Source organism: Pseudoalteromonas ulvae UL12 (assembly GCF_014925405.1).
GTDB lineage: Bacteria > Pseudomonadota > Gammaproteobacteria > Enterobacterales > Alteromonadaceae > Pseudoalteromonas > Pseudoalteromonas ulvae.
Genome location: NZ_AQHJ01000029.1, coordinates 186,960 through 205,294, shown reverse-complemented (window position 1 = coordinate 205,294; position 18,335 = coordinate 186,960). Strand labels below are relative to the sequence as shown.

15 protein-coding genes are annotated in these 18,335 nt (G+C 42.1%); 10 read left to right on the top strand and 5 right to left on the bottom strand.

Annotated elements, in window-relative coordinates; genetic code table 11:
• Positions 1-35 precede the first annotated feature (35 nt).
• The 9 genes from PULV_RS13360 (at position 36) to PULV_RS13320 (ending at position 12,644) form a co-directional block, all read left to right on the top strand.
• Positions 36-1,085: an efflux RND transporter periplasmic adaptor subunit gene (locus tag PULV_RS13360; protein ID WP_193331970.1), complete on the top strand. Its 1,050-nt coding sequence runs from the start codon at positions 36-38 to the stop codon at positions 1,083-1,085.
• Entirely contained in the window at positions 1,085-4,159 is a 3,075-nt protein-coding gene (locus tag PULV_RS13355) for an efflux RND transporter permease subunit (RefSeq protein ID WP_193331969.1), read from the top strand. Before PULV_RS13360 ends, PULV_RS13355 begins: the two co-directional genes overlap by 1 nt.
• Positions 4,160-4,298: 139 nt before the next feature.
• Positions 4,299-5,462, top strand: a complete 1,164-nt coding sequence (locus tag PULV_RS13350; RefSeq protein WP_193331968.1) for a DUF3103 family protein — start codon at positions 4,299-4,301, stop codon at positions 5,460-5,462.
• 158 nt (positions 5,463-5,620) lie between these two features.
• Entirely contained in the window at positions 5,621-6,340 is a 720-nt protein-coding gene (locus PULV_RS13345) for a substrate-binding periplasmic protein (protein WP_193331967.1), read from the top strand.
• 11 nt (positions 6,341-6,351) lie between these two features.
• Positions 6,352-7,035, top strand: a complete 684-nt coding sequence (locus PULV_RS13340) for a hypothetical protein (RefSeq protein ID WP_193331966.1) — start codon at positions 6,352-6,354, stop codon at positions 7,033-7,035.
• 108 nt (positions 7,036-7,143) lie between these two features.
• Positions 7,144-8,679, top strand: a complete 1,536-nt coding sequence (locus PULV_RS13335; RefSeq protein WP_193331965.1) for a CHASE domain-containing protein — start codon at positions 7,144-7,146, stop codon at positions 8,677-8,679.
• A gap of 126 nt (positions 8,680-8,805) precedes the next feature.
• Entirely contained in the window at positions 8,806-9,558 is a 753-nt protein-coding gene (locus tag PULV_RS13330; protein ID WP_193331964.1) for an NUDIX hydrolase, read from the top strand.
• Between the two features lie 1,683 nt (positions 9,559-11,241).
• Positions 11,242-11,868, top strand: coding sequence for a hypothetical protein (locus PULV_RS13325; RefSeq protein ID WP_193331963.1), 627 nt, complete (start codon positions 11,242-11,244; stop codon positions 11,866-11,868).
• 206 nt (positions 11,869-12,074) lie between these two features.
• Positions 12,075-12,644, top strand: coding sequence for a hypothetical protein (locus PULV_RS13320; protein WP_193331962.1), 570 nt, complete (start codon positions 12,075-12,077; stop codon positions 12,642-12,644).
• Positions 12,645-12,973: 329 nt separating this feature from the next.
• Here PULV_RS13320 and PULV_RS13315 read toward each other — a convergent pair whose 3' ends face one another.
• Positions 12,974-13,273 (bottom strand): DUF6172 family protein, encoded by a 300-nt coding sequence (locus PULV_RS13315; protein WP_193331961.1) that lies wholly within the window; start codon positions 13,271-13,273, stop codon positions 12,974-12,976.
• Positions 13,274-13,569: 296 nt separating this feature from the next.
• Between PULV_RS13315 and PULV_RS13310 the strand changes: the two genes are divergently transcribed.
• Positions 13,570-13,830, top strand: a complete 261-nt coding sequence (locus tag PULV_RS13310) for a TIGR03643 family protein (protein ID WP_193331960.1) — start codon at positions 13,570-13,572, stop codon at positions 13,828-13,830.
• 42 nt (positions 13,831-13,872) lie between these two features.
• On the opposite strand, the gene PULV_RS13305 is transcribed toward PULV_RS13310, so the two are convergent.
• The 4 genes from PULV_RS13305 to PULV_RS13290 form a co-directional block, all read right to left on the bottom strand.
• Positions 13,873-15,057, bottom strand: a complete 1,185-nt coding sequence (locus PULV_RS13305) for a BaiN/RdsA family NAD(P)/FAD-dependent oxidoreductase (protein WP_193331959.1) — start codon at positions 15,055-15,057, stop codon at positions 13,873-13,875.
• A 90-nt stretch (positions 15,058-15,147) separates the two neighbouring features.
• Complete coding sequence (gene ftnA, locus PULV_RS13300) at positions 15,148-15,672, bottom strand: non-heme ferritin (protein WP_086744721.1); 525 nt, start codon at positions 15,670-15,672, stop codon at positions 15,148-15,150.
• A 145-nt stretch (positions 15,673-15,817) separates the two neighbouring features.
• A complete protein-coding gene (locus PULV_RS13295) occupies positions 15,818-16,291 on the bottom strand; it encodes a peroxiredoxin (RefSeq protein WP_193331958.1) in 474 nt (157 codons plus the stop codon).
• Positions 16,292-16,373: 82 nt separating this feature from the next.
• Entirely contained in the window at positions 16,374-18,308 is a 1,935-nt protein-coding gene (locus PULV_RS13290; RefSeq protein ID WP_193331957.1) for a methyl-accepting chemotaxis protein, read from the bottom strand.
• Between the last annotated feature and the right edge of the window lie 27 nt (positions 18,309-18,335).

Below are 18,335 nucleotides of genomic sequence, written 5' to 3'. Positions count from 1 at the left end.
ATAGACTTAAATTGCAAAACAAGATGGATACCCCAATGTTCAAGCATCTCCTTAGTTTCACGTTGTTAATTCTCCCTTTTTGTAATCAAGCCGATACCCTTGTCCATGTCGCAGCTTACACAGTACAAAAAGACACTCATTACTTTCAAACCAGACAACTCACCGGGCAAGTTATTAAGCAACATGATGCCAACTTAAGCTTTGAGTTTGCGGGTAAAATTGATCAAATCCTCTTAGATCAAGGCCAATCGGTTCGCCAAGGGGATGTGATTGCACGACAAAACACTGAGTTTCTTGAAATCGAACAACAAAAACTCGCAGCTCACAAACAAAAAGCACTGGCACAACTTGCTCAGGCCGAGCTTGAAAAAAACCGCCTAAGCAAACTCGATAAACAAAATTATTCTGCCGCAGCGCAATTAGATCAGGTCAAAACCAATATTGCGGTCATCGAAGCAGAGCTTGCTGGCCTGCTTGCCAATCTCAGTGAAGTTGATTTACGCATCAAAAAAGCCCTACTCATTGCACCTTTTAATGGCATGTTAGGTCAACGCTTTGTATCTCATGGTGAAAACGTGGCTGCTGGTACGCCTATTGTGCGCTTAATTGAAGACCAACATAGTCAAGTGAGTATTGGGATCCCGCAAGCTCTTCAGTCTGCGGTCACAGACTCGATGCCGATTACGATCGCAGGACAAACTGTCAACGGTCAAGCGTTAAGTAAAGGCGCCAGTGTCAACCCTCGGACACAAACATTAACCATGCGCTTTGCGTTACCTGAATCACTCCCTGTCTTTGCAGGTCAAATAGCTAAATTAACCCTCAAACAACACCACCAGCAAGATGGATTTTGGGTGCCGATTGATGCACTAGCAGATGGTGTACGTGGGACTTGGCAGATTTATCAAATTAAAGACAATATCCTCAAGCCAATCATAGTGCAGCTTTATTATGTTGAAAATGGGTATGCTTTTATCAACGCTCCCTTAGAAAATGGCGAGCAAATTGTGGCCAATGGCATGCATAAGCTATCCGCAAATATCTCAGTGAATGTGGTTGAACTACAACCGACTAAGGTGCTGTGATGATCCGTTACTTATTTCAACATGGGCGCTTTCAAGCGCTACTTATTGCATTATTGGTCGTCAGCGGGTTGGCTGCTATCAGCAGCTTACCGCGCAGTGAAGATCCTAGAATCACCAATCGTCACGCCATTGTGAGCACCGCTTTACCTGGCGCAAGTGCTGAGCGGGTCGAAGTACAAGTCAGCGAAAAGATTGAACAACGATTGAAATCACAAGCGGCCGTCAAACATATTTCGTCTATTTCTCGCCCGGGTTTGTCGGTCATCACCATAGAATTAAAAGATGAAGTCACACAAGCTGCACCGATTTGGTCACGGATGCGAGATTTACTTTCAGATGTGCGCCCTCAATTACCCAGTAACGCCTCTGCGCCATTTTTAGATGAAGAACGCGGCTACGCCTATACCCGAATCATCGCATTGAGCAGCCCAAATGAAAGCACACCGACAGCCACTTTAAATCGCTACGGTAAAGAGTTACAAAATCGCTTACGTAATATTTCTGGGGTTGAACTGGTGCATTTTTTTGGCCTCAGTGACGAGGAAATTCGTGTCACTGTCGATCTAGATAAAGCCAGCCAAGCAGGAATTTCTTTAACACAAATTCAAGCTGCTATTGCGGGAGCAGATGCCAAAGTAGCTGCCGGCACCTTAACCAACCAGCATTCACAAATGCAAATTGAAGTATCGGGTGCATTTGATTCTGTTGCCCGTATCGGTGCAATTGTTCTTAGCTCTGAACAAGATGCCAGTCAGTACCAACTGGCGGATCTAGCCAAGATTGAGCGCACCATGGCAACACCCGTCAAAGAAATTGCACTCATTGATGGCCAACCTGGTATTTACCTTGCGATCAGAATGCTGCCAAAACTGCGTATTGATAAGTTTTCTGACACCATCAACACCGTGATTTCTCAATTTGAGTCTGATTTACCCGATCAGATTGCACTGCAAACTATTTTTGATCAACGAGGTTACACCGATGAGCGGCTTGGTGATTTGCTCGGTAACATTGCGCTTGGGTTTGTGCTGATATTAGCGGTATTACTGGTTACGTTAGGTTTTAAAGCGGCACTCATTGTTGGCACAGCGCTGCCTCTGACCGTGTTATTTACTTTAGTCAGCATGCACATGTATGGGTTGCCCATTCATCAAATGTCAGTCACTGGACTCGTGGTTGCTTTAGGTATCATGGTAGATAACGCAATTGTGATCACCGACGCAGTCCAACGTTTGCGCCAGCAAGGTGAAACAGCCTTCGCTGCGGTACAAAAAGCAGTCCAACATTTTTGGCTCCCCTTACTAGGTTCAACGCTAACCACCATTTTGGCATTTGCCCCGATAGTCTTAATGCCGGGACCGTCTGGAGAGTTTGTCGGTGGGATTGCGCTAAGTGTTATTTTTGCTTTAATCGGTTCGTATTTAATTTCTCACAGTTTGGTTGCTGTATTTGCAGGTCAATTTATTAAAAATGATGCGCGCAGTGGTCTTTTTTATAATGGCATCCATTTACCAGCTCTCAGTCGACGATTTTCGGCAACGCTTGAACTCAGCCTGAAACGGCCTTTGCTCACTATTTGCATTGTGTTTATTTTACCTGTGGCTGGGTTTATTGGCGCAGGTAAACTCACCGAGCAATTTTTCCCGCCTTCTGATCGCGATATGTTTCATATCGAAGTGCATTTTGCTCCGCAGTACAGCATTGCCGCCACCCAACAAGCGGTGACCAAGATGGATCAACATATTCGCCAATACCCTGGTATTGAAAAACTAGATTGGATGATAGGCACTAACTTTCCAAGTTTTTATTACAATATGCTGCAACGCAACCGAGGCGCGAATAATTACGCCCAAGCATTGGTGAAAGTCACAGATTTTAAACGCGCCAATCAATTGATAACCCAACTACAACAAGATCTTGACAAGTCCTTTCCTAATGCACAAACATTAGTGCGTAAACTCGAGCAAGGCCCGCCTTTTAATGCCCCCATTGAGCTGCGTATCTATGGCCCGAACCTCGACACCCTCAGTGAGCTTGGTCAGCAACTCCGTACTCAGCTGATTGCCCATCAGGCCATCACGCATACTCGTCCAACCTTATTATCCGGCTCACCTAAGCTATGGTTGCAAACAGATGAAGCAGCCCTTAATCATGCAGGGTTACGGTTAACGGATATGGCAACCCAGTTACAACAGCAATTCAATGGCACGGTAGTTGGCAGCATTATTGATAATACTGAAACCGTCCCTGTGCGTGTGCGCGTAGCCGATAGTGCACGGGATGATATGAATGCACTCTATGCGACTCAAATATCAGCTGCTCAACCTTTGCTTATTGAGTCTTTTGCCAATGCCGAATTACGCCCATCTCGCGGTTCAATTGCACGACGTGATGGTGAGCGAGTGAATGTTATTGAGGCGTACTTAATTACTGGCGTGCTGCCTCAAACGGTACTCAACGATGTTAGTGCCACACTTGCAGCATCGGACTTTGTGCTTCCTCATGGTTATCGCTTGGAAATTGGCGGTGAATCACAAAAGCGCAATGAGGCTGTCAGCAAACTGCTAGGCCAAGTCGGTATTATTGTGGTGTTGCTCATCACTGTATTGGTGATTTCTTTTAACTCATTTACAACAACAGGCCTTATTTTAATCAATGCCCTGCAAGCTGTGATGCTTGGACTCTTGAGTGTTTTTATCGGCGGTTACCCTTTTGGTTTTACGGTGATTATTGGATTGCTGGGGTTAATGGGTTTGGCGATTAATGCGGCTATTGTCATTTTATCTGAGCTTGATGCGAGCAATGCCTCAACTGATAAAACAAAAATTGTCGCGGCGGTCATGACATGCTCTCGTCATATCAGCTCAACCACAATTACCACTGTGGGTGGGTTTTTACCTTTGATTTTAGCGGGCGGCGGATTTTGGCCTCCTTTTGCTGTAGCCATTGCAGGTGGTACTGTACTCACAACCTTGCTGTCATTTTATTTTGTCCCAGCCGCCTATTTATTGCTCGCTGAACGAAAAAGAGGCCGCAAAGTGTCACCGTCTTATTCGACTGAAGAATCCATTTAAATACACGCTTACCAGCAGTCTCAATACGAGACTGCTGTAAAAACTAATAAAAAATGCTGTTTTTTTAATCTTAACTTGAATAATTACTCTAATTGATGTTTTCTATATAGGTACAAATTGCTTATCAATAGGATTCATGATGACAACAAAAACAACAAAACTGCTCACCCTTATGGCCCTTGCCAGTTGTGCAAGTGCTTTTTCACCGCTACATGCAACTGAAATGACTCAATTGCAACTAACACAGCTGACCGAACAAGCACAATATGAGAATGTCAGCGCGATTAAACGTACTTTGGCACAAAAAATAGCGGCCAATTACACTATGATTGCCCCCGCTCTGAAACAGCAACTTAGCCAATATAACTTGGTATTTAATCCCCAAGCATTACACACTTTAAGTGCCAATATTCCGCTTGAGCTCTCACAAGCCAATCAAGCATTGCATCACTTAAAAGGCTTACCCAGTCAAACAGGTGATTTATTGCAATTACGTTTAGCGCACAGCGATATGCTGGTTGAATGGCAGCAAGGGCAAGCCCCTCTGTTTGCATTTGCACCACAAGGGAATGACAAGCATTGGACACACATTGAAGCGTTTGATCAATTTGGCCAAATTCATACACTCGATGTGAATGAGCTCCCTACTCAGCCGACGTTTATTATTGAGCTAGATCAGCACAAAACTCAGCAAGCCGGCCTTGCAGTGATGAAAAATATCTTTGCAGCCAATCATAGTCAAACTGAACAGCTACAGATGACCCCACAAGGCGATGCTGAGCCCTTATCAACGAGTGTCTTAAATAAAATTCGCTTAAACAACGATCAAGAGCCTTGGATTTCAGGTAAAGCAGAAGTATATGGCATTGTCACCGGTATCGATCCGAGCCGTGATCAACCGATACTAGATGTGATTGATTTACCTTATTTAGACTATGACGGAACAGACTACCATCCCAACCAAGTGATCATCCATTGGCAACGCTACCGTTGGCAGGCTGTTGATTTACTGCTAATGGAGCAAGATGACAATACAAATTACAAAACACTGGCTTCAAAATTACTGGATATTGTAGTGCAAATAATGCGTACGATTCCTGATCCTCAAGTTCAAGGTTATGCGATTATTCCACAGTTAACCAACGAACTACTCAAAGCAATGCCTGACGGTTGGTTCACCAATGATGATGATTACGTTGATGTTTTTTATACGTTATTCGAAGGTCGGCAATATCAAGGTCACCGAGGTGCCAGCAGTAATGCAACCATCACACTCACGCCTTTAATGATCAACCCTCGATAATTAAAGAGCGCCAATCTAAAACCAAAGCAAGTATTTATTACTTTGCTTTGGTTTTCTGACAAACAACACTGGCTTATCCCATCACCCGTTAACTATAATTAGGACTTTCAAACTTCGAGATAAGCATTATTTCTATTATTCGTTTGTGTACAGTCGTCATGCTATTTTGCAGTATCAGCAGCAATGCGAATGACGCGCCAATAAAGCACCATTATCAATTTGCTTCTATTGAGTACCTATTCGAGCAAGAAGTTGGGCGGCTGGTTCTTCCGCAAATTTATTTAACGTTAGGCATCACTGTCGACATCAGCCCTCTGCCCGGCAATCGTGCACAGTATGTCGTTAACAGTGGTGAATTTGATGGCGAAATTATGAGGATCTGGAGTTATGGGGAAGAAAACCCAGATACAGTGCGGGTCCCTACTCCTTATTATTATTTAGAAACCATGGCGTTTGTTCGTTCAGACAGTCTTATTAAAGTTAACTCTGTCAGTGATTTGGCATCACTGCGCATTGGCCGAGTGCGAGGAGTCAAACATACCAATAATATCACCGAAGGCCTCACTGATATTTATGATGTTCACAGCACACAATTAATGTTTGAATTATTAGAACAAGACCGTATTGACGTTGCCCTGACAAACACGCTTGATGGCAACGTGATCATACAAAGTTACCCATTTACCAACATTAAAGCCATGGAAAAGCCACTCGCAACACTTCCTCTGTACCATTACTTACATAAAAAAAATCTGCCCTTGGTATCATTATTGGATGAAAAAATACACGAGCTGAGCGCTTCTGGCGAACTTAAAAGTATGATCACTCAGGCCGAAAATTATGTAATCAAACAATATATGAATACCAATAAACACTAAATAAGCGAACTATGAAAGCGCACATCACCTCCCTCATTCAATATTTAACAAACAAAGATTTCAGCGGGTTATTAACTCATTACCAACGCTGTGACGTACACCAACAAATTGATATTTTAGCGTTTGTTTATCAACAAAGTTTGAAGTCACTCAGCGTGTTTGAATTTTATCAACATATCGCCACTAAATTAATCCAGAGTAATGGCCTGCCTGAGCTTATCATTCAACAAATTAACACCGCTGATGCCTTAAGCTTTTTTACCCCAGCCTTACAATGTGACAGTCATTTTAGTAAAACCAATGAATTGAAAAGAAATGTCGTTCACTACTTACTCGCAGGCGACACCCCTCCCTTTAATTACCTGCGTTCATTATTGCTCTTTGAATCCAATGAACACTTAGCACAAGCACTGTGCCAGCGCGACTGTAAAAACCTCACCCCCATCGAAGTGTATTTACGTATTAACAAACAGTTTTCACCTTTAGCGCCTCATGAATTCAACGCGTTATTGGCACTGATGGAAGCTGAGCAAACATTTAATCCGGCAAATCGGCACAACCTTACAGACACGCTTAAACAAGTCGCGAAGCACTTACAGCAACAAGTACTTATTTTAGATGATCAGATAGAGCGGATAGGTTTGATTGGCGCATATTACGGCCTAACAGCTAAACAAGTTTATCAAGCGATTTAACCCTAGATAAGCTCCTAAAGTTCAGGTTTTTAAATGCACCTCTAGGTTTATCAAACTATTCTTATGATGCGATAGACAACAATGATTTAAGCCAACTGGAGAGCCACCTTGATCAATGATTCCAAAAATATCACCTTAATCATGGTTGCCATACTCGGTGCGGGTTTTTCTATTTTGATGGGACTTGCGGCCTATCAATATGAAATTAATGCACTAAACCTTCAGTTCAAAAATGAAATGAACGAAAAAGCAGCCAGTATCGAACGTGAAATATCGGTCAAGCTAGAGGTGCTGTACGCTATTAAAAGTTTTTTTAATAATTCAGAATTTGTATCCGAAGTCGAATTCAACCATTTCACTCTAGCTATTTTAGCTCGTCACCCAGATATCCTCGCCTTAGAATGGGCGCCAAAAATACAGCAAGATGATCGCAGCACTTTTACTGCTGAAAAACGTAAACTATACCCGCACTTTGAAATAACCCAACAGCACAGCCAAGGGTTGATGCTGCCTGCAAAACGTCGCCCAGTCCATTTTCCGGTTGTCTATTACCAGCCTCAATCACAAAACGAGTTGATATTTGGTTTTGACCTGCTCTCAGAACCCAAACGGGCTAAGGCCATTCATTCTGCTATCGATACTAACCAAGCCAAGGCAACTGAGCTGATAAACTTGATACAATTTAGTGCTGAAAAAGCTGGTTTTTTGGTCTTTTTGCCTGTGTATCAAAACAAACCTATCACTACAGAGCAGCGCCGACAATTTACTAAAGGACTGATCATTGGCGCTTATTTATTTGAAGATTTGCTAACCGAGGTTTTTGATCGTTCTAACGCTAGTTACTATGATATTCAGATCTTTGATAGCACTGAATCACAAGACACGCTGCTTTTTGTACACACCACCTCTTCGACCATTCAAGCAGAAACAGACTCGTACTTTTCCAAAGCCCTTAAACCTATCCATGGCCGTCAATGGACATTGATTGCCACTCCCAGTGAGGCCTATTTTGAGCAAACAATGTCACCTATGCCTTATATTGCCTGCGTGGTTAGTTTGCTGTTTGTGGTATTAATCATGACGTTTAGTTATGTATTAGTCATAAAAAATAAGCTACTTGAGCAATCAAAATTGCATTTAGAGGCCATTAGCAGAACCGATAGCCTCACCAATATTGCAAACAGGCGCCATTTTGACGAAGTCATATTGAATGAATGGTCTCGTGCTCGTCGAGAAAAAACGCCATTAACTCTTCTGATGATCGATATCGATCACTTTAAAGTCTTTAACGATACATATGGCCACGTAAGAGGCGATGCATGCCTAAAAGAAGTTGCGCAAGCACTCAATCAATCTGTGACTCGTGAGTATGACTTTGTTGCCCGCTATGGTGGCGAAGAGTTCGCTATTATCTTACCGTTATCAAACCATGTTAACCTCATTGCTGAGCGATGTAGACACAATGTCGAGGCATTACAAATCCCACATCGAAACTCTCCATCAGGTTCAGTAGTCACCATCACAGTGGGCGTTGCCACATTGACTCCTGACGCTGATAAGGACTTAAATCAACTGATTGTTCAAGCCGATACAGCACTGTACCAAGCCAAAGAGCAAGGACGAAATTGCGTTGTATTTGCCTAGCAAAATCCCTTTCATATTTAACCCCCTTAATTGAATTCACTTTTATTACAAGGTTATCTAGGGGTTGTTGATATAAAAATAAAAGGCCTGTATTTTACAGCCATACTCAAGGTCGTCGGAATTTATATGACTTATTTACAAGCAAGCATCAACCCTTATAACGGCATAGTCATCGATGGCCACGCATTACCCAACTCACCCGAAGAATTTAAACAGCAACTGCAGTTATCCCTTGCACATTGGCAAAACGCTGGACACGCAGCAGTATGGTTGACGATTTTATTACCTCAAGCACATTTAATCCCCCAGGTGCTTGCGGCCGGATTTGATAACCACCACAGTCACCAACATGGCTTTACCTTCACTAAAGCCTTGATCGAACATGCGCTGATCCCCCATTTTGCCACACATACAATTGGGGTCGGCGGACTTGTCATCAATGACAAACAACAATTACTGACCATCCGAGAGCAAGATCATATTCATACCCACCCGCACAATTGGAAATTCCCCGGAGGCATGCTTGATCCAAAAGAGCACATTCACGCAGGCGTAATACGCGAAGTATTTGAAGAAACCGGGATACAGACTCAATTCAAGCGCTTGCTAGGTTGTCGCCACTACCACAAAGGGCAATTTAACACCTCGAATATTTATATTGTGTGCCTTCTCACACCACTCAATCACGAGATAGTGTTGCAAGCGAGTGAAATCGCCGATGCACGCTGGATGGATATCAATGAATATTTGAACGATGAAAAAATTGGCGCGTATAACAAAGCTATTTTAAAAAGCGCCTTAAATGATAACGGCTTGCTGCCACAATCACTGCCAAGCCTGTCGGCAACTGCAGACGAACTCGAAATATATATTGGTTAATAATCTGTAGTAATAACCTGTGATAGTTCATATCTGAGCTGACCGCTTTGACAAATTGGTTTGCATCTTTAACAAATTAGCATTGTTGTCGCGCTGGCGACGGCAGCCAAAGAGGGGATGGCGTCGGTCGCTACTGGCCGAGCTTGCCAATCGTAGGTCGTGCTTTAGATCGACAACGACTTAAACGTTTTCCTCGTTTTCAAATTCACCAATGTGCCTAGTTTTAATAATTGCTTTGCAAATTAGCGTTGTTGTCGCGCTGGCGACGGCAGCCAAAGAGAGGATGGCGTCGGTCGCTACTGGCCGAGCTTGCCAATCGTAGGTCGTGCTTTAGCTCGACAACGACTTAAACGTTTTCCTCGTTTTCAAATTCACCAATGTGCCTAGTTTTAATAATTGCTTTGCAAATTAGCATTGTTGTCGCGCTGGCGACGACAGCCAAAGAGGGGCTGGCGCTGCCCCCTCTCTGGACTCACCCAGCGCCACCGACATCACGCTTTATCCTGCAAATAATCAATTGATGTGAACGTCAACGGTGAAGATAAGCCATCCATGGCCAAGCTTCACCTTGCATTTCATCCATGAAATGCATGACTCATCAATGGGTTATTTTCAGGGCGTGATCACGGGGGATTGGCATCGGTGTGAATTTCGGTTTTTTATGGCTGTCATGTATTTTATGGTTATTCGCTTGTGTAGCAGCGACTTTACGTCGCGACTTGTTTGATGTGTAAATTGTAGGTCGGGATTTAGCCCGACAGTAATAGCAGAGCATTGATTGTTGTTAAATCAACACGCGCTTTAATCTTCACAAACCTGATTTTTAAATTAGCATTGTTGTCGCGCTGGCGACAGCAGCCAAAGAGGGGCTGGCGCTGACCCCTCTCTGGACTCACCCAGCGCCACCGACATCACGCTTCATCCTGCAAATAATCAATTGATGTGAACGTCAACGGTGAAGATAGGCCATCCATGGCCAAGCTTCACCTTGCATTTCATCCATGAAATGCATGACTCATCAATTGTTTATTTTTCGGGCGTGATCACGGGGGGATTGGCATCGGTGTTATTTGTAAGCTATATGTGTAGCAAGGATTTTGTGTCGCAACTGATGGTGCTAGCAAATGGTAAATTCTTTTAACTTGACTTCAGACATCACTAATCATTAATGTTCGCTTTTGGCTCATATCCGATTTGAGGAAAATATGAGACAGCCATAAATATCTGCTTTTTAAATTAGCATTGTTGTCGCGCTGGCGACGGCAGCCAAAGAGGGGCTGGCGCTGACCCCTCTCTGGACTCACCCAGCGCCACCGACATCACGCTTTATCATGCAAATAATCAATTGATATGAACGTCAGCGGTGAAGATAAGCCATCCATGGCCAAGCTTCACCTTGCATTTCATCCATGAAATGCATGACTCATCAATTGGTTATTTTTCGGGCGTGATCACGGGGGGGCATTGGTGTGAATTTCGGTTTTTGTGTAGCAGCGACTTTACGTCGCGATATGGTTTGTTTGTGATTTGTACAATCCATGAGTTCTAAACAGAAGTTATTCAACCCATCACCAATTTTGATACCGATTCTGTATTGATTTTCAATGCAAATTATTTAAAATCAATGAGATATTTATGGCTGTCATGTATTTTGCCGCTAATTCTTAGCTCATAAGGTTCATCATGGAACGAAAAACAATATTAGAGATGTTATTAGAGCTAATTGCTTTTGTTTGCGCCAGTTTGGCTATTGTATTCCTGCTTGTATTAATGACCTACTCAATGACAGGCAAAGAGGTAAAAGTTACAGATATAACAGGTAGTCTTACGGATTTGGTGATCGCATTCGCAAATATCGTAATTGCTTTATGCGCTGTAAAAGGTACTAAGCATTGGCTTAAACCAGAAAGGCTCAAGATCTTTAGAGAAAAACATGAAGAGATAAAGTCTCTTTGTATCGAAATAAGAGAAATCTGGCTCAAGCATAAATTTAAATATTATGATGAGTATGACTCGGGCAGAAACGATCAAGAATGGGTGTTTTCAGAACCTGATCGGCTTGAGTTTGTGAATAAAATAGACGTACTTAGAGGAAAGTTAAGTAGTTTAAAGAAAATGAAGCTTATAAATGTGATTGAGCATGATGTTGACCAGATGCGAAAAGAATACGATCGTTTTTATGTTTATACTCAGCAAAGCTCTGGTAAAACTAAACCAAAAGCTCAGCTTGATATGGAACCGACTCGTTTGCTATCCCAAATTGAGAGAGATCTTGAAAGTACATTTTTAGAGATGCTCAGTGAAGTTTGAAAATTTATAGGCTTTGCAGAAATAAACAAGACATATATGGACACGACCCACTTTGCAAGCATGAGCTGTTTTTATCTTGTAAAAAATACAAAATAAATAGTGTGTTCTTTTTGTTCGTTAACATATGTTCATGTGGTTTTCTGATAAATAGATATTAAAAATATCAGCACTGACATATATTATGCTCAAAATATAAGGAGTAAATTTTGAGGTTCATTTTTGTAGATGCAGAAAATATTGGTCTAAAGGAAGTTGAAACAATAAACGCGTCGATTGCGGATAAGGTTCTGGTTTTCTCAAAGAATGATGCAATAAAAAGCCTTTGTGAAAGAAAGTTATTTCTTTTAAATTCAAGTTATCCTACAGGCTCTAATCAAGCTGACTTTTATATTATTGGTAATTTGGTAGGTATTATTGCTTCTATAACAGAGCAACATCGAACAGCTTGTCAATTTGTTTTATATTCTCAAGATAACTCTTTGGTAACGGCTTTTTCTTTTCAATGTAAACTCCATAAAGTTCAATATACTATACCTTTAGAGCCAAAAGAAAAACCAAAAGCTCAACATACTATTGAGCAAAATAAACCGACTCCAACTCTTGAGCAACAAATTTTTAACCACTTTAAATCTGAAAATAAAACTGAAACGGTGAGGAAAAAGCTTAAGCAACCAAAGTCTGATTTTACTCGAGCATTAAATAATTTAATTAACTCAAATAAAATCCAACGCGTTTCAAAAAACAAGAAAACATGGATTTGTGCAAAATGCATGTAATTGGGTAGCTGAAGGTCTCTAACCTTCAACTACCACACCATTCATCATGCGGGTTCACAATGAACAAAATATGAGATAGCCATAAATACTCATGGAAAAACCACTATAATGGGCAAAACAAAAAGAAACAAAAAGGGTCAAATCTTGACTTCAGACATCACTAATCATCAATGTTCGCTTTTGGCTCATATTCGACTATCAGGTTTGAGCAAAATCCGATAGATTACGTAAAGACTTATTCAAACAATACTGTTCAAATAATGCACAGATACAAAAAAGCCACTTAATGCTGTATTAAGTGGCTTTTTGTTCGATTTTAAAAATCGGGCTTATTCGTCATCACCAAAATCGATATTTTTGAAACCAGGTTTGGCTAAAATTTCTAAATAAAACGATTCATGCTTATCACTGACAATCTGATCAATGCATTTATTGATCGCCGACAAACGGATGTCTTCTGCGACTTCTTCAGTTTGACCAAAGCGACAATCAAAATCCCAAAAATCTGCGCCTTCAGGTAACTGTTTATTGCGCTCACGCTTGATGTATTTTTTGGCTTCAAATTTATAAGAATCGACCAAACGCTCTAACTTGATTTTTGGATGAGATAATACAAAGGTCTTTTTCATGGTTTTCCTAGCTACAAATGATGTATTCAATCACACCTAGCATTAAGTTCAGTCGGTGAAATTGAATTTGATACCCTATTATACTGTGAATTCAAAAATTATCGCTATGGCATCCAGCAATCATCCCAGATATTTTTCAAACACACGCCTTTCAATCTTCAAATGGTTCTTCAACCCTTGCCGTAATGACAAACTCTTTCCACTTTAAAATGCTCACCACTAAACAGAAATTAAAAATGATCTGAGTTATTTTGCTTATTCGTATTAAGTGGCAACGTTATCTTTTACAAATGATTATGAGTAAACAAACCTTCAACGCGCTCGACACCTCTCGCATCATCGAAATGGCATGGGAAGATAGAACCCCGTTCGAAGCCATTGAGCAATTATATGGCTTGAACCACAGTCAGTTAGTCAATTTCATGCGTAAAGAAATGAGCGCTGGCTCATTCAAAACGTGGCGAAAACGCCACAATGGCCGCGTCACTAAACATTTAAAGTTACGCTCCCCAGATATCCTACGCAGTCATTGTAAAACGCAGTACAAACCCAGATAGATGGCGCAGAGTCAGCGCGCAACTAACTGACAAGCTTATAGATTAAGCCGCGCCACCACAGGCGACGCCAGAGCTCCATGCAAACTGGAAGTTATAACCGCCCAACCAACCAGTTACGTCGATGACTTCGCCGATAAAAAATAATCCGGGGGCTTTTTTGGCTTCAAATGTTTTGCTCGATAACTCATCGGTATCAACCCCTCCCAATGTCACTTCAGCGGTGCGATACCCTTCAGTGCCATTAGGTTTAATTTGCCACTGATGAATATAGTTGGCCAGTGAGTCAATTTCGCCGTGAGTAAGCTGGTTCAATGCTTTATCTGGAATGTCATTTTGGGCAATCATAATCTCAATTAAACGCTTAGGGAGTAACACGCTCAGGGTGTTTTTTAATGATTTTTGCCCTTGTTGCTCACGAAGCGTATGAATGTGCTCAGCTAAGTTAAGCTCGGGCAGTAAGTTAATTGTAATGGCTTGCCCTGCTTGCCAAAACGAGGAGATTTGTAAAATCGCAGGGCCCGATAAACCGCGATGAGTAAACAAGATATTTTCACGAAATTGCGTGCCATCTTCGCTACTAACCAGGCAATCAACGCTCACACCTGATAAGCCATCAAAGCGTTGTTTATCATGATCATGCAATGTGAACGGCACTAACGCCGCGCATGTTGGTAGCACCTTTAAACCAAATTGCTCTGCAATTTTATAACCTATGGGAGATGCGCCTAATTTTGGCATGGTTAAACCGCCTGATGCGACCACGAGCGATTGGCACTGATAGCTGCCTGCCGATGTGCTGATTTGGTAACCGGCATCTGTTTTGCTCACGGCGAAGACTTCTGAACGCAGCATTACTTGTACACCCGCCCATTCGCATTCGGTCAGTAAAATATCAACTATGTCTTGTGCGCTATTATCGCAAAACAGTTGGCCTAAGGTTTTATGGTGATAAGCCAAGCCGTGTCTGTCCACCAACTCAATAAAGTCATGTTGGGTATAGCGACTTAAACACGATTTCACAAAATGTGGGTTTTGACACAGGTAATTATCGGGGCTGGCATATTCGTTGGTAAAATTACATCGCCCACCGCCACTGATCAGAATTTTTCGGCCTGGCTTTTTGCCCATATCCAGCACCGCGACTGATCGTCCGCGATAACCCGCTGTAGCAGCAGCCATTAGCCCCGCGGCACCCGCGCCAATAATGACTACATCAAATTCTTGCATTGTAAAAACCTTTTCACTGTGTCGCTAAGTCTAGCCGATAAAAAAAGGATGCATCTGCATCCTTTTTTCTAATGGAATGATTTTACCGCATTACGCAGTGGGATCCATAATAGAAGTTGAACCTGATTTAGCTAGTTGCGCTAAGTCTTTGTCTATCCAGAATAAAGCTTTACCATCTTCACCGACTAGGTCAATTTTATCGATGATGCCTTTAAATAGTTTCTCTTCTTCGTGTTGTTCAGCCACATACCATTGTAAAAAGTTGAACGTCGAGTAATCATGGGTTGTGAACGCTGTATGAGTCAGCTCATTGATTTCGCGGGTAATTAAACACTCGTGTTCGTATGTTGCTTTAAAAATATCACCTAAGCTGGCAAATTCATGTGGTGGCGCTTCAATTGTGCCTAAAATTGGCAATGCGCCGGTTTCACTTACATATGTGAATAAACGATTCATATGATCCATTTCTTCACGGGCATGTTTACGAAGTAACTCTGCTGCGCCTTCAAACCCTTTATCTTCACACCATGCACTCATTTGCAGATATAAATTGGAAGAATAAAACTCAAGGTTAATTTGCTCGTTTAACTTTTCGACCATAGCAGGTGCTAGCATGGAGATTCTCCTCTAAAAAATGAGGGGGCATTGTTGGTGATTTCACACAAAAAATCAAGTTAACAGATTGCTCTATTAACTTGATTTATAATATTTTTTGCTGATTTTATTTGATTGTAATTCGCATTACGAACCAAGTTCGCATTTAAAGTTGCGCGAGAATGTGTTCCGCTTTAGATACCTCAAACTCTTTGCCTTGCTCAACTGCGAGGTAGCTTACAACAGCATCTTCAACAATCATTGCGTAACGCAGCGCACGTGTGCCACCAAATGCGCCTGTTTCTTGTTCAAGACCAAGCGCCTTACTAAAACTGGCGTCGCCATCTGCAAGCATAATCAGTTGTTCTGCATTTTTGCTTTCACCCCATGCTTTCATCACAAATGCATCGTTCACTGATAAACAAATAATGCTATCCACCCCTTTAGCCTTTAGTTCATCAGCCAATACCACATAACCTGGTAGGTGCGCAGCTGAACACGTTGGGGTAAACGCCCCTGGTAGGGCAAATAACACCACTTTTTTACCTGCAAATAAATCTGCTGTGGTTGGGTTACTCATTCCGTCGGCGGTTAAGACATTAAATACATGAGTTGGGAGAGCCTGTCCTACTGTAATCATATGAGTTCCTTAATTTAATTTGTTAAGTACAACCCATTACTTGTAACTCATCGGCGCACGAAAAGCCAGCCAGTGACTGGGATTATTTAAGCCCTAGGCTTAGTCGCACTGTTTGCATTTGTTGCTGTAAACTCTGTTGCACCTGATCGACCAACTCATTTGCTTGCGTGACCTGATTTTTCATTTGTCCCATCGCACTTGAGAAGTTTTCTAATAAATGATGCTGATTAGCGGCCACTTGGCTGGCATCTTTCGCGACTTGGCTGGCAGACTGCGCATTGCGCGCCACTTGTTCTGAGTTCAATTTCAATTGTTCTGCATTACTGGTTTGGCTTTGAGAGTCTTCAGATAAGGCGTTAATTTGCGTTGATACTTGCTTTGAGCTCTCGGTGAGCAAATCAAGCTGGCTTTTTATATCTGCCAATGAACTTTGTGTTTGCTGCGCAAGTTTGCGTACTTCATCAGCGACCACAGAAAAACCGCGCCCATGCTCACCAGCACGCGCTGACTCAATGGCCGCATTCAACGCGAGTAAGTTTGTCTGCTCAGCGATAGATTGAATGACATCAACCACATTATGAACATCCGACACACCTTTAAGTAACTCATTTAAACTTTCCATGCCTTGGCGGACTTTATCGTGAGTAGAAGAGCTTGCAGTGAGCATTGATTGCGCATACCCAAGACTATGATCCATGGCATTGAAGGTATTTTGGGCATTATCTTCAACCTGAGCATTCACCTGATTGAGCTGCTCTGCCATTTGCTTAATATCCACTAACAAACATTCATTACGCTCGACTTGGTCGAAAGTATGATGAGAATGCCCATTGATGTTATTAAGGTTTTCGCTCATGTCTTGCATAAATTCATTGATCAAACCGAGCATTTGTTCACGCTCAGTCATTTGCACTCGTTGCTGCTCGATTAACTGATTAAAGTACTCAGTAATTTCACCGGTTTCAGTGTCTGCGCGATGGTTATCGAGCGCCTTGAGTTCATTCGTTTCGAGTAGATTTTTAAACGCGTTTCGTAAGTTGCGTAATGGATTCAACACTTGTTGGCGCTGGGTGAAATATACCGCAATAGCCAAAATGAATAAGCCACTGATATTTGCAGTGAAAATGAGTAAAACTTGCTGTTGCGCTGCTTGTTGCTCTTTTAAAAGCGATTTTTCTGCTTCAAGTACCGTTTCAGCAAGCCCTGCAATTTCTTGGCGTAGGGCGTCAATTCCAATTAAACGCTCTTTCGCCTGCTCAACGGTACTGCTTAAATCACGCATAAAACGGTTTGGCCAGCTGCTTAGCTCCGCTTTAATTTCATCAGATAATTCTTCTTTTTCATCATCAATGAAGAGACTGTCGTCATCGTCTGATTCTAAATAGAGCTCAAGTGTAGGTAAGTTTTGAATTTTTTTAGCCAATGCTTGTAGTGACTGCACCACTTGCTTGACGTTATTTTCACCATCTAATGAATACAGCTGACTTAAGGCATGGCTATACATGGCCAAATTGAGAGTCTGAGCCGCATAATCAGCCGCCAATACAGAGTACTTTTTAGCTAATGTTTGTTTATCTGTCGGGGCTTTTTGTGCGTAATTAGTCAACGAAGTCGCACTGCCGGACATCTGCCTGATAGCATTATCAATTAAGGCGTTCTCGTTCCCCGATAACTTACCTAATGCACGATATTTGGTTTCAACACCTTGTTGTAAGGTACTAAATTTGGCTAGGAGTTGCTGCTGTAAGGCACTTGGTAAACTCGATAATTGCTCAGCTTCAATTTGGCTGATCAAGGTTTGTGCTTGAGCTAACTCTTGGCTGTCGCCTGATGCGAGGTAATCTTCAATTTTCCGTGATAACTTCACCACCAATGCATGTTTAACAGTATTGTAAGCCTGAGTTTGTGCCGTGAGGGATTGCTGCACCTGTGTCGCCCAATACAAAGTGGCGGCCAAAATAATACTGGCACCGAGCAACAGTACCGCAAGTAATCGAGTAAAAGAGGACACACGCATTGCAAAGGCTCCATCTGGCTAGCTAGT